At 64.0% G+C, this 12,616-nt stretch carries 14 protein-coding genes; 12 read left to right on the top strand and 2 right to left on the bottom strand.

All coding sequences use genetic code 11. The annotated features are described in order from the left end of the window. Positions 1–9: 9 nt before the first annotated feature. Positions 10–813 (bottom strand): co-chaperone DjlA, encoded by an 804-nt coding sequence (djlA, locus tag M3461_08430; GenBank protein MDQ3774371.1) that lies wholly within the window; start codon positions 811–813, stop codon positions 10–12. A gap of 158 nt (positions 814–971) precedes the next feature. Between djlA and M3461_08425 the strand changes: the two genes are divergently transcribed. Together M3461_08425 and M3461_08420 are read left to right on the top strand one after the other, a co-directional pair. Further along, positions 972–2,054 (top strand): AI-2E family transporter, encoded by a 1,083-nt coding sequence (locus M3461_08425; GenBank protein ID MDQ3774370.1) that lies wholly within the window; start codon positions 972–974, stop codon positions 2,052–2,054. 369 nt (positions 2,055–2,423) lie between these two features. Then, positions 2,424–3,209, top strand: coding sequence for a methyltransferase domain-containing protein (locus tag M3461_08420; GenBank protein MDQ3774369.1), 786 nt, complete (start codon positions 2,424–2,426; stop codon positions 3,207–3,209). 72 nt (positions 3,210–3,281) lie between these two features. Here the strand turns inward: M3461_08420 and M3461_08415 are convergent, their stop codons facing one another. Next, complete coding sequence (locus M3461_08415) at positions 3,282–4,280, bottom strand: hypothetical protein (protein MDQ3774368.1); 999 nt, start codon at positions 4,278–4,280, stop codon at positions 3,282–3,284. 206 nt (positions 4,281–4,486) lie between these two features. Between M3461_08415 and M3461_08410 the strand changes: the two genes are divergently transcribed. From M3461_08410 to M3461_08365, 10 genes are all read left to right on the top strand, one after another. Then, entirely contained in the window at positions 4,487–5,020 is a 534-nt protein-coding gene (locus M3461_08410) for a YhcB family protein (GenBank protein MDQ3774367.1), read from the top strand. A gap of 144 nt (positions 5,021–5,164) precedes the next feature. Then, on the top strand, positions 5,165–5,491 hold the full coding sequence (locus M3461_08405) for a multidrug efflux SMR transporter (GenBank protein MDQ3774366.1): 327 nt from the start codon (positions 5,165–5,167) through the stop codon (positions 5,489–5,491). A gap of 105 nt (positions 5,492–5,596) precedes the next feature. Continuing rightward, positions 5,597–7,312 carry a type IV-A pilus assembly ATPase PilB gene (pilB, locus tag M3461_08400; protein MDQ3774365.1) on the top strand — a complete coding sequence of 572 codons (1,716 nt, stop codon included), beginning with the start codon at positions 5,597–5,599 and terminating at the stop codon, positions 7,310–7,312. Between the two features lie 4 nt (positions 7,313–7,316). Beyond that, positions 7,317–8,540 (top strand): type II secretion system F family protein, encoded by a 1,224-nt coding sequence (locus M3461_08395; protein MDQ3774364.1) that lies wholly within the window; start codon positions 7,317–7,319, stop codon positions 8,538–8,540. Positions 8,541–8,759: 219 nt separating this feature from the next. Continuing rightward, entirely contained in the window at positions 8,760–9,632 is an 873-nt protein-coding gene (locus M3461_08390; protein MDQ3774363.1) for an A24 family peptidase, read from the top strand. Then, entirely contained in the window at positions 9,629–10,246 is a 618-nt protein-coding gene (gene coaE / locus M3461_08385) for a dephospho-CoA kinase (GenBank protein ID MDQ3774362.1), read from the top strand. The genes M3461_08390 and coaE overlap by 4 nt, the downstream gene beginning before the upstream one ends. 96 nt (positions 10,247–10,342) lie before the next feature. Then, positions 10,343–11,134: a cell division protein ZapD gene (gene zapD, locus M3461_08380; protein ID MDQ3774361.1), complete on the top strand. Its 792-nt coding sequence runs from the start codon at positions 10,343–10,345 to the stop codon at positions 11,132–11,134. After that, positions 11,131–11,322: a DNA gyrase inhibitor YacG gene (locus tag M3461_08375; GenBank protein MDQ3774360.1), complete on the top strand. Its 192-nt coding sequence runs from the start codon at positions 11,131–11,133 to the stop codon at positions 11,320–11,322. Before zapD ends, M3461_08375 begins: the two co-directional genes overlap by 4 nt. Positions 11,323–11,496: 174 nt before the next feature. After that, positions 11,497–11,757 carry a hypothetical protein gene (locus tag M3461_08370; GenBank protein MDQ3774359.1) on the top strand — a complete coding sequence of 87 codons (261 nt, stop codon included), beginning with the start codon at positions 11,497–11,499 and terminating at the stop codon, positions 11,755–11,757. Positions 11,758–11,896: 139 nt separating this feature from the next. Then, positions 11,897–12,157: a hypothetical protein gene (locus tag M3461_08365; GenBank protein MDQ3774358.1), complete on the top strand. Its 261-nt coding sequence runs from the start codon at positions 11,897–11,899 to the stop codon at positions 12,155–12,157. Positions 12,158–12,616: the final 459 nt, after the last annotated feature.

Genomic DNA, 12,616 nt, shown 5'->3' with positions numbered 1-12,616 from the left:
GAACCTCATCTAGGATCCGCGCGCCTCGCGGATGCGCTCGTAGGCGCCACGGATGTCCCGGGTCTTTTCGGTCGCGACCTTGATCATCTCCTCCGGCAGCCCCTGGGCCAGGAGCTTATCGGGGTGGTGCTGGCTCATGAGCCTTCGATAGGCCTTTTTGATCTCGTCATCGCTCGCGCTCTCCGGGACGTTGAGGATGGCATAGGCATCTTCGAGCCCGTAACGCGGCGGGGGGGCTTCGGGCCTGGCCTGCCGGCGATGGCGACCCTCGGCACGCACCATGGCCTCCAGTTGCCGAAACTCGAGGTGCGAGAACCCGAGGCGATCGCAGATATGGAGCAGGATGCGCTCCTCGGCGGTGCCCACGGCCCCGTCGGCGTATGCTGCCGCGAGCTGGATCTCCAAGAACAGGCGCAACAGGCGCCGCCGGCCGCGAACCTCGTGACGGAGCTGGCCCAGGATCTCCTCGAGCGGAAAGCCCGGCGACTTACCTTCGTTGAAGAGACCCATGGCGGCGCGCGCCTGATCCGGCGACAGGTCCATGCGCGCCATGACCAGGCGCGCGAGACCGATCTCGTTGGGCGAGACCCGCCCATCGGCCTTGCAGAGATGGCCCATGATGCAGAAGGTCGCCGTGAAGAAGGCGGTCTGGATCTCCTCGCGCGATCCCGGTGCTCTCCGCGCGGGGCCGCCGAACGGCCGGTCCAGACCCCGATCGACGTTGTGCCCGAGCGCCGCCCCGAGCACCGCGCCTAGCGGTCCGCCCAAAAGGAAGCCGAAAGCCCCCCCGACGATCGTGCCCCACCACCCCATGAGCATGGCATTGTACCAGCCGTGGGGGACCTTCTCTTTGTTGCTGAAAACCGTCACCGGTTGATATATCCTCAGGCGTGCAGCCGGCCCCGATCACGTGAGGCCGAGTCCTGCGGTATTCGAGACCCAAACTCCCGCATGCGTGTCACGCTGCGCCCATGATCGAGTTCCTGCTCACCTGGTACCGGCGGTATCTTTCCGACCCGCAGGCCGTGCTTCTCGCGGTGTTTCTGGCGCTCTCGTTCGCGGTCATCTTCTTGATGGGCCAAACCCTGGCCCCGTTGCTGGCCGCGATCGTGATCGGGTATCTCTTGGAGGGGCTGGTCGCCCAGATGGAGAGGATGAGGATCCCGCGGCTCCTCGCGGTGGCCTGTGTGTTTTCACTGTTTCTGGCCGCGGTCGTGTTTCTGATGCTGGGCCTCATCCCGCTCCTCTACCACCAAGTCGCCGACTATGTGCAGGGTTTGCCGCGGCTCATCAACGATGGGCAGCAACTGCTCCTGCGGATGCCGGAGGCCTTTCCGGGGTTCGTATCGACCCAGGACGTCGTGGATCTGACGGTGGTGATCCGGCGCGGCATGGCCGACTTCGGCCAGAACGTCCTGTCCTCCTCGCTCGCATCGATCCCCGCCATCATGACTGCGCTCGCTTATGTCCTCCTGGGATCGCTCTTGGTGTTCTTCTTCCTGAAGGACAAGCTGGTGATCATGGCCTGGGCACGGGGTTTCCTACCCCGCGATCGCGGTATCCTGGTGCGCGTGTGGCGGGAAATGGACGACCAGATCGGAAACTACGTGCGCGGCAAGTTCATCGAGATCCTGATCGTCGGCTCCGCCACCTACATCTTCTTCGTGTTCCTGGGCCTGTCCTACGCGGCGCTGCTCGCGGTGCTGGTGGGGATATCGGTGATCGTACCGTTCGTGGGCGCCGTGGTCGTCACCGTGCCGGTCGCCTTCGCCGGCTACGGCCAGTGGGGTTGGAGCACCGACTTCGCGTGGTTCATGGGCGGCTATGCGCTGATCCACGTGCTGGATGCCAATCTGCTCGTACCGCTCTTGTTGTCGGAGGCCGTCAATCTCCACCCCGCGGCCATCATCGTCGCGGTCCTGATCTGCGGAGGGTTCTGGGGCTTCTGGGGGGTGTTCTTCGCGATCCCGCTCGCGACGCTGGTCAAGGCCTTGCTCAGCGTCTGGCCCAGATCCCCGGCGCCGCCGCTGGACGCGGCGTCGGAGACGGGATAGCGCGCGCCACCGCCGATGCGGCGCACGATCGCCGCGCGCCGACGCTCAGTGCGCCAAGCCCGACCAGCGGCTGCCCGAGAGCGAGCGCACACCGTGCGCCGCACGCGCCCATTGCAATCGGGTGCTTCCACCGCCATCATTAGCAGTTCCAAACGAGAACGATGAGTCGCCGTCGGGCTGCATGGCTCCCGCCGGCGACGACACCAGGACAACAACAAGACGGCGGCGCCCCTCTTTACACAAGCTATAGCCTCGAGCGGACTCGATGGACGCGCCGCCGGCGCTTTAGTCGGCGTCCGACGAGAGGCGCGAGCCCAGATACACCGGTTGATAGAGCGGTGACCCGGTCGGCGCTTCGAGGATGACTACATGCGAACGAATCATAAGATGGCTCCGGTATCGCGGCGGCTGCGCAAGACCGGGGCGTTCAGGCTGGACATCGACGCGGTACGCAAGGCCTACCGGCGCTATGCCGGTTTCTACGACCTCTATTTCGGACCGGTCATGCAAAAGGGGCGGCGAGCCGCGATCCGACAGATGGACTGCCGGTCCGGAGAACGCATCCTGGAGGTCGGTGTGGGTACCGGACTGTCCCTCGGCCTCTATCCCCGATCCGTGTACGTAACCGGGATCGACGTTTCAGCGGAAATGCTCGAGCGTGCGCGTGCGCGCAAGCAACGCCTGCGGCTCGACCATGTGGTGGATCTCAGGGAGATGGATGCTGAGCGCATGCAGTTCGAAGACCGCGCCTTCGACAAGGTCGCGGCCATCTACGTCGCTTCGGTGGTACCGAACCCGGTGCGCCTGGTCAACGAGATGCGCCGGGTTTGCAAGCCGGGCGGCCAGATGTACTTTCTGAACCACTTCCAGAGCCGCAATCGATTGATCGCGGGGATGGAGCGGGTGCTCGCGCCGCTGTCCAAGCTGCTCGGCTTTCATCCTGACATGTCGCTCGAGGGTTTCATCGAGGACACCCGGCTCGACGTGATCGATCAAACCCGTACCAACATGCTCGGTTACTGGACGCTCATCACGGCCCGCAACGATGCTGGCATCGCCGACGCCGCGTCAATGCCTGCGGAGGAGTTTTCCATCGAGCTCGGGGCCGCGGTCGTGGACCCGGAGATTGAGTACCTGAGGCCCACCCAGCACTGACATCGCGGTGCCGATCATGGCGCGTACGGCATGCCTCTCCGGGCGTGGCTCTGCGCCCCGGGCGCTCCGATCCTACCGGCCGAGGAGCATCGCCCGGCGTCGCTTCGCGTATTCCTCGGGCGTGATGAGGCGTTTGTTCTTGAGCTCCTCGAGGGTCGCGAGGCGCCTCCGCAGGAGTGCTGAATCGTCTGCCCCACCTTGGATGTCGCGGAGCGACTGCCGCATGCGAGCCGCCTGCTGACGCTCCTGCCGGCGTTCGAGATCGAGCCGGCGGGCCTCGGACCGGGGTTGCTCGACGGCCTTGGGAGGAGGCCCCACACCGCTCTGCCTGCGGCGCAGTGCCGCAAGCGTGATCGGTACATCGATCTCGATCCAGTCTCCGCGCGTCGTGTCGGCCCCGACGTGGAACGATTGCCCCTCGGTCGGCACGATGCGCCAGTGGTGGGCAATATCGCCGGCGCGCATGCCGATGCGCACCGGGTAGAGCCGTTCCCCGGTCTTGGCACTCCCGTGCCGGTCCGGGGCGGGTCGCCCGGCAGGCTGGTGGAGATCGCCGAAGATGATGTGCAGGCGTTGATCATCATAGAAGACCCGGCCACCGATGGTGACCGGTTCCTGTGCGAAGAAGAAGGCGTTGCGTTCCCCTTCGACGGTAAAGGCGACATCCTGGTCCGGTCGCGCCTCCGCGAGCGCGGTCGCGAGGGCCTGGGCGAGCACGCGGGCTTCGTCCTCCGTGAAGACGGAGATGGGCTCCGCGTCCGCCCCCAGAAAGGCCGGCCCACCGAACACCGAGAGGGCGGCGAGGATTGTGCGCAACTCCGCCGCGCTCAACGCCGCCGGATGGTCGTTTGGTGGGGCGGGTCGGTCCTGGTCAACGAGGCGAACGGACCGGCCCGGCGACGCCCAGAAGGTCTTGGGCGCTCCATCGCGCGCATCTCCATCGACGGGGGCATCGACGGGGGCATCGACGGGGGCCGCCGCAGCCGGCCGGACTGCCGGCTGCCAAAGGGCGAGGAGCAGCATGGCGAGTGCTCGCACCCCGGCTTGCCGCTGGTTGGGTATCGATTTCATGTCACATAGGCCGGCGTCCCAAAATACAGTCGGCGCGTACAGGGTAGCGGAGCCGGCCGGCGCGCTCAATCCATTTTATATGGTCTTCTGGATGCGTCGTGCCCGGGTCATGATGGAGAAACCGCCACGACGTGATTAGAATGACCGGCGTCGCACACTGCCCGGTCTGCCGCCGGTCAGCCCGTGCTGGCGTGAGGAGCGACTAAATGGCTGAAGATATTGGGGCTGAATACATTTGGGTGTGGGTCTGGGCCGGGTTTGCCGTGGCATTCCTGTGCGGGGTCTTCATCGGGCGTTGGTTCTCGACCGGGGTCAAGCGTATCAAGACCCTTAGGGCGGAGATCGAAGAGATCCAGGCCGATCTCGTCAAAGCACGTTCGGATCTCGAGCAAACCCGTATGGTGCTCGAAGAGACCCGCCAAGAGGCCAGCGAATACCGCCACAACGTCACCGAACACTTCTCCAAGGCCGCCGACCTTTTCAACAGTCTGACCGTCAACTATCGTGCGGTCTACGAGCACTTGGCGAAGAGCTCTCTGGTCCTGTGTGACGAGAACACGGTCATGTTGAGCGAAGGTGTCCCTGCGGAGGGGCGTCTGGGCGAAGAGCAGAACGCGCCCAGGGCCACGGTGGCGCCTAAGCTGGTTCCCATCCCGACCGTGCCGGAGTCCAAGGTCCTCCACCCCACCGCGCGGGCGGTCTCCCGCCCGGACCCCCCGCCGGGAGGCGGCTCCCGCTAGCCGCGTCCGCCGGGCGCGTCCGGAGCGCGGGTGTCGGAAAGGCGAGCATTGCCTGCGCCAGGCCTCGCAGGGACACCAGCGGGTATCTGCGTGCGTCTCTACGGCGTTCGTCTCTAGGCCAAGTCAGTCCAAGGATAGTCGGCGATGAACCATTGGCTGTACCTGGCCGCCGCCATCGTCTTCGAGGTGGCCGGCACGACCTCCATGAAGCTGGCACAGGGATTCACCCGCCCCCTCCCCTCCGTGCTTATATTCGTTTTCTACGCACTCGCCTTCGTCGCGCTGACCCTGACGTTAAAGAAGATGGACATCAGTGTCGCTTATTCCGTCTGGTCGGGGTTGGGCACCGCGCTCATAGCAGCCATCGGCTTTTTCTGGTTTCAAGAGCCCCTGACCCCGATCAGGCTCGCGTGTATCGCCCTCATCGTGATCGGAATCGTCGGCCTCAATGCGGATGCCATGAGCCGATAGGCCGGGGTCGCCTCCGCGGGGCAGGTCCCACGGGAACTTACGACGGTCAAGTATCGTGGCGTCCAGGCGCATAGGCTGCCGGCGGAAGTAACGACAGAAGTCACCATGGCGGTTCTCGAAGCTAAAACCCCCTTGACGGGCCTGGCCAGGACACTGGTTGCGAGCGGGCTCCTCAACGAGGATGCCGCCCGGCAGGCAGTACTACAGTCCGCCAAAGAGAAGGTCGCGCTCGTCCCTTTCCTCATCGGGCGCAAGCTCGCCTCCGGCCGTGACGTCGCTTCGGCGGCATCGGCGGGATTCGGCGTGCCCCTCTTGGATCTCGAGGCCTTCGATCCAGATCCCGAGATCAACAAGAAGGTAGCGGACAACCTCATCAAAAAGAACCATGCCATCCCGCTTTTCAAACGAGACAATCGCCTGTTCATCGGGGTTTCCGACCCGACCAACCTGCAGGGACTCGACGAGATCAAGTTTCATACGGGTCTCAATACCGAAGCCGTCCTGGTCGAGGACGACAAGCTCACACAGGCGATCGAGCGGGCGCTCGAGGCCTCGGACAACAAGCTCACGGAGCTCGGCGGCGACGACCTGGGCAATCTGGATGACCTGGAGGTCAGCGACGAGCGGCCCGACGAGCGGGAAGACTCCGACATCGACGACGCACCCGTGGTGCGTTTCGTCAACAAGGTGCTGCTGGACGCCATCCGCAAAGGAGCCTCCGATCTGCATTTCGAGCCCTACGAGAAGATCTACCGCGTCCGCCTGCGCATCGACGGTGACCTCGGCGAGCTGGCCAAGCCACCCGTGGCCCTGGCCAACAAGATCGCGACCCGCATTAAGGTCATGTCACGCCTGAACGTGGCCGAGCGTAGGGTGCCCCAGGACGGCCGCATCAAGCTCCGGCTGTCGAAAAGCAAGGCCATCGACTTTCGTGTCAGCACCTGTCCCACGCTCTACGGCGAGAAGGTGGTGATGCGTATCCTCGATTCCGACGCCGCCCGCTTGAACATCGATGCCCTCGGTTACGAGGACTTCCAGAAGAAGCTGTTCCTCAAGAACCTGAGCAAGCCCTACGGGATGTTCCTGGTCACCGGCCCGACCGGCAGCGGCAAGACCGTCTCGCTCTACACCGGCATCAATATGCTGAATACCGGCGATGTGAACATCTCGACGGTAGAAGACCCCGTGGAGATCAACATCCCGGGTGTCAATCAAGTCCAAGTGGATGAGAAAAGCGGCATGACCTTTCCCAAGGCCCTCAAGGCCTTTCTGCGTCAGGACCCCGACATCATCCTGGTCGGGGAGATCCGCGACATCGAGACGGGGTCCATCGCCGTCAAGGCGGCACAGACCGGTCACATGGTAATGTCCACCCTGCACACCAACGACGCCCCGCAGACCATCACCCGCATGTTCGACATGGGCATACCCGCGTTCGCCATCGCCACGACCATCAACATCATCATCGCCCAGCGGTTGGCGCGCCGGCTGTGCGTGCATTGCCGGGTGGCGGTGGATATGCCCAAGGATGCTCTATTGGCGGAAGGTTTCACCGAAACGGATGTGGCCCGCACGTTCAAGGTCTACCGAGCGGTCGGTTGCGAGCAGTGTAACGGCGGCTACAAGGGCAGGACCGGGATCTATCAGGTCATGCCCATCTCCGATCCCATGAAGCGGCTGATCATGGAGGGAGCCAATGCCATAGCGCTGGCCGATCAGTCGCGCAAGGAGGGCATCCCCGATATCCGCCGGTCCGGCCTCAGGAAGGTGCAGGACGGCGTCACCAGCCTCGAAGAGATCAATACCGTAACTATGGAGTAGTGCCATGGCGGAAGCAGCCATCAGAAAAGACGTGTTTTTATGGGAAGGCCTGGACAGGTCGGGACGGCGTGTCAAGGGTGAGATGTCGAGCACCAGCGATGCCACGGTCAAGGCATTGCTGCGGCGTCAGGGCGTCAACCCGCTCAAGGTCCGAAAGAAACCGGGATCGCTCTTCGGCGGGGTCCGCAAGAAGAAGGTCACGCCCAAGGATGTCGCCGTGTTCAGCCGTCAGCTCGCGACCATGATGTCCTCGGGCGTGCCGCTCGTCCAGGCATTCGAGATCGTGGGCCGCGGTCACGAGAACAAGGGGATGCAGGACCTCATCCTCTCGGTCAAATCGGACGTCGAGGCCGGCGGCGCGCTGGCCGACGGCTTGCGCAAACATCCGGCCCATTTCAACGAGCTGTACGTCAACCTGGTCACGGCTGGCGAGGCCTCGGGCATCCTGGAGGCGATCCTGCACAAGCTCGCCACCTATCTGGAGAAGATCGAGGCCCTCAAGTCCAAGATCAAGGCCGCGCTCTTCTACCCGACCGCGGTCATCGTGGTGGCCTTTATCATCACGGCGATTCTCATGATCTTCGTGATCCCGCAGTTCGAACAACTGTTCTCCGGCTTCGGTGCCGATCTGCCGCCCTTGACGCGGCTCGTAATCACCATCTCGCAGTACTTCCAGGAATACTGGTGGTTGATCTTCGGCATCCTCATCGGGTCCGTGGTGGGCATCCTCAAGGCCAAGAAGCGATCGGTCGCAGTGGCGCACTTCTTCGACCGGATGCTGCTCAAGCTCCCGGTCCTCGGGGGGATCATAGAAAAGGCGGCGATCGCGCGGTTTTCCAGGACGCTCGCGACCATGTTCGCGGCCGGCACCCCGCTGGTCGAGGCGATGAACTCCGTCGCCGGGGCCTGCGGCAACATCATCTTCCACGATGCGACGCTCAAGATGCGGGACGAGATTTCGACCGGATCGCAACTCCAGGCGGCGATGCGAGACACCGGGATCTTCCCCAACATGGTGGTGCAGATGGTCGCCATCGGTGAGGAATCGGGGGCGCTCGATGCTATGCTGGGCAAGGTCGCCGACTGGTACGAGCAGGAGGTCGATGATGCCGTGGATTCGCTCACCAGCCTGCTCGAACCCATCATCATGGCGGTGCTCGGGATCATCATCGGCGGTCTGGTGATCGCCATGTACCTGCCGATCTTCAAGATGGGCCAGGTGGTCTGACGGCCCCGTCCAGCCGCTCATCCGTTCAACCGTGTGGTGCGGCAACGCCGTCCCGGGGCGTTACCGCGAGGCTTGCCGGCCCAAAGCGCAACCACTATAGTTACGGGACTCGATGGCCCTCACGGCGCCGTGCCCGGCGGCTCAGCCCATGAGCCGCTCGGCCGGCACCCCCGAGCTTCCCCAAACTGCCACGAGCCCGGCGAGCCTGCGTCCCTCTCTATGCTCACTTGTAATCAATTGGACCCAGGGGTATTCATCGTCGTCCTCACGGTCCTAGCGCTCTTTATAGGCAGCTTTCTCAACGTCGTCATCCATCGCCTGCCCAAGATGATGGAGCAGGACTGGCGCGCGCAGTGTATCGACGTCCTCGGCGTCGCTGCCCCGGCTCTGCCGGCGAAACAGCGCTATTCTCTGAGCCGCCCGCGTTCCGAGTGCCCGCATTGCGGCCATGTCATCTCCCCGATCGAGAACCTCCCGGTCTTGAGCTTTCTGTGGCAGCGCGGCAGGTGCCGTGCGTGCCACGGTCGGATCTCGTGGCGCTATCCCGTCGTCGAGGTATCGAGCGCGGTGCTCGTGGCCGTCGTCGCATGGCACTTCGGTTGTGGTGTCCAAGCGCTGGCGGCCGCCGTCCTGACCTTCGCCCTCCTGTGCCTCGCATTCATCGACTTTGACACGCAGTACCTCCCCGATTCCATCACCTTGCCGGTCCTGTGGCTCGGCATCGCCTGTAACCTCTATGGCGTCTTCACCTCACTCGAAGCGAGCGTGATCGGGGCTATCGCCGGTTATCTCTGCTTGTGGTTGGTCTACCACGCTTTCAAGCTGCTCACCAAAAAGGAGGGCATGGGGCACGGGGACTTCAAGCTCCTGTCCCTGCTCGGGGCATGGATGGGATGGCAGGCCCTGCCGGCCATCGTGATCCTTTCCTCCGTATTGGGTTCGATCGTCGGGATCGGGCTGATCGCCAGCGGAGGCCGGGACCGCAACCTTCCGATGCCGTTCGGTCCCTATCTGGCCGGCGCCGGTTGGATCACGCTGATCTGGGGTGCAAACCTGACGGAGAGCTACCTGGGTTTCATCGGCTCACCATGACCCTCCTGGTGGCGTTGACCGGCGGCATCGGCACGGGCAAGTCTACGGCCTGCGCGATCTTCGCGTCCCTCGGTGCCCCGGTGCTCGACGCCGACCTCATAGCCCGCGAGCTGGTGGAACCCGGCGCGCCGGCGCTCAAGGCCATCGTCGAACGTTTCGGGCACGATCTTCTCGGGGCGGACGGTCGGCTCGACCGTGCCAGGCTGCGGGCCCTCGTCTTTCGGTCCACCCCGGCCCGCAGGCAGCTCGAGGACATCCTGCACCCCAGGATCCTGCATGAGATGCAGGTACGCGCCCGTGCCCTCGAAGCGCCTTACTGCATCCTGTGCATCCCACTCCTCGCCGAAACGGGCCAGGCGCGGCTGTTCGACCGCGTCGTGGTCATCGATGCCCCGCGAGACGTGCAACTGGCGCGCGTCGGGCGGCGCGACAATTTGACAGCCGGGGAGGCCGAAGCGATCATGCAGACACAGGCCTCGCGGGAGGAACGCCTCAGGCTGGCCGACGACGTCATCGTCAATACGGCGGATATCGGCACCCTGAGCGCGCAAGTCTCGGGGCTGCACGCGCGCTACCTGCAAGCGGGCCGCACGAGGGCCGGCGCTTCCGTCTGAACGGCGGCTCGCCCACGGGTGCCGATGGCAGTGGGCCGAAGAGCGCCGCGTAGCGTGGGACCCACTCTTTACCGAGTAACATTGGCTCCCAGAGAGATGCACACCGACTGCCCGCCAGGCGGCGCGACGGTCGTCTACGAACAGCCGTTGAACGAGCGCATGCGCGCCTTCCTGCGCCTGGAGCACCTCTTCCGCGCACTATGGGACAAGGTCGAGGGCGTCTCCGAGGGCGATAGCCGGGCCGCCATCGCGGCGATCATCGATGTCACCGATCTCCTGTGGCGCTCCGACATCAAGGGCGATCTCATCAAGGAGATCGAGCGCCAGGCGGCCACCTTCGCGCGACTGCGCAGCAACCCTCGGGTCGATTCGGAGCGCCTGAACGAGACCCTGGTGCGCCTGGAGGGTGTGCTCAAGCAGATCAAAGACCCGGGCCATCAACCGGGCCAGACGGTGCGCCAGGACGAGCTTGTGAGGGCGGTGCGCCAGCGCATCGCGATCCAAGGGGGCACGTGCAGCTTCGACCTGCCGGCCTTCCATTACTGGTTGAACCGAGCACCCGAGCACCGGGTGCTCGACCTCGAGCGCTGGGTCGTGGACCTGCGCGCCATGCGAGACGGCATTTTCGCGGTTCTGCAGGCCGTGCGAGACTGCAGCGACCTCGCCAGGCTCGTGGCCCTGGGGGGATTCCACCAGCAGTCGCTCGAGGCCGGCGCCACCTGCCAACTCATCCGGATACACCTGCCCTCGGAGGCCCGGTTGTTTCCGGAAATCAGCGCCGGGAGACACCGCTTCACCGTACGATTTCTGGAGCAGCCCAAGACCACGGCTCGGCCGACACAGACGACCCGCGACATCGAATTCGGTCTGCAGTGCTGCCTCTTGTGAGCCTGCGCTGCCCGCACTGCGGAGGGCCGGCGAGCAGTCGCGGCGACAACCCGTGGAGACCCTTCTGCAGCGAACGCTGCCGGCTCATCGACCTCGGAGCCTGGCTCGACGAAGGCCATCGCATCCCCATGGAAGAGGCCGACGCCGCTCTTCAGGACGTTTCAATCGGCTCAGATCCCGATAGTTGACGACGGTTTATCCTTCCTATACGCGCAATCTAGCGCTCTTGTTCTGGGTCATCGCCACCGCCGGGATGGCGGGTTATTCCCTGTCGCTCGGCGCGAGCCTTTTGGCCAACACCCGATCGCAAGCGCCGCGAGCTCTCGGTCCTGCGCCTGCTCGGGTTTCGCGGCGGGGGGATCATGCTCTACCCGACTTCCGCGCGCTCTTCACCGCGGTCCTCGGGTGGCTCGGCGCGGTGTTCGTGTACCTGGCTCCTCGAACAGGTCATCAACCGCATGTTGGCGGCCGATCTCGCGGCCGGGCAGTCCATCTGTTTTCTCATGCCCCGGCACTTCCTCGTGGCCTTGTTCTTGACCTTGATGGCGAGCCTCCTCGGCGCCGTGCTCGGCGGCATCCGCGCCGCCCGTATCGAGCCCTCGGATGGGCTGCGTGAGGTTTGATGGCGGCACGAGATAACGCTGCAGCGGTTCACGCTGACGCGCCCCATCCCTCGGCGCCGGTGCGCCTGAGCTTTGCCCAGTTGCTCAAGCGGGTATTCGATATCGACATCGCGCAGTGTCCGCGAGTAGCGGCGGTACCTTGACGATCATCGCCGCCATCGAAGATCCGCCCGTGATCGCCAAGATCCTCACCCATCTCGGCCTGTCCGCCCGGGCACCGCCCCGACGGCTGGCCTTCGACCGACTTCAAATGGCCTTCTATGAGGGCCCGGTTGTCAAGCCCCGGCGCCAGATCATTTTTAATCTTTTGTGGCTGTTTTCCTATCCGCATGTGCCGAGAAGGTGTCCGCCGGAGTTATTCACGCTTTGTCCACGGACGAAGACTTTCTCTCAATCGTAGTCGGTGGACAAAGGGTGAATAACTCCGGCCCATCGGATCAGCGCTAACTTACCAATATGCTCCTCAATCATGGACGTCGTTTGGTTGGCCGGTTTATCCGAAGCGTGCAGGCAAAAGTGCCTGCCACAACCTTCTATCCGTGTCGGCATGGGCCGATCACCTCATGCTGCATACGCGCAGCGCGTTAAGTGAACCGACTTAAAGAAGCGCCCCATCTGATAGCTACGGTCACTGATCTTCATCAACCCAGGCCATTTTCGGGCGCTTCTGCCAACCTCTTAACTTGCAAAAACATTCGAGGGGTCGTGCGGGCGCAAATCCTCTCGCTGGTTTAACCCGACTTAGCCGATTCGGGGGGTACCGAGGTCCTAAGTGATTGATATCATTCATAGGGACCCCCCTAGGTCTGCACTACAGGGCGATGGCTGAGAACTGAGCTGGCGGTGATCTTCGGCGGCG

Source organism: Pseudomonadota bacterium (assembly GCA_030860485.1).
Taxonomy (GTDB): domain Bacteria; phylum Pseudomonadota; class Gammaproteobacteria; order JACCXJ01; family JACCXJ01; genus JACCXJ01.
This window is presented reverse-complemented; position numbering and strand designations above follow the sequence as displayed.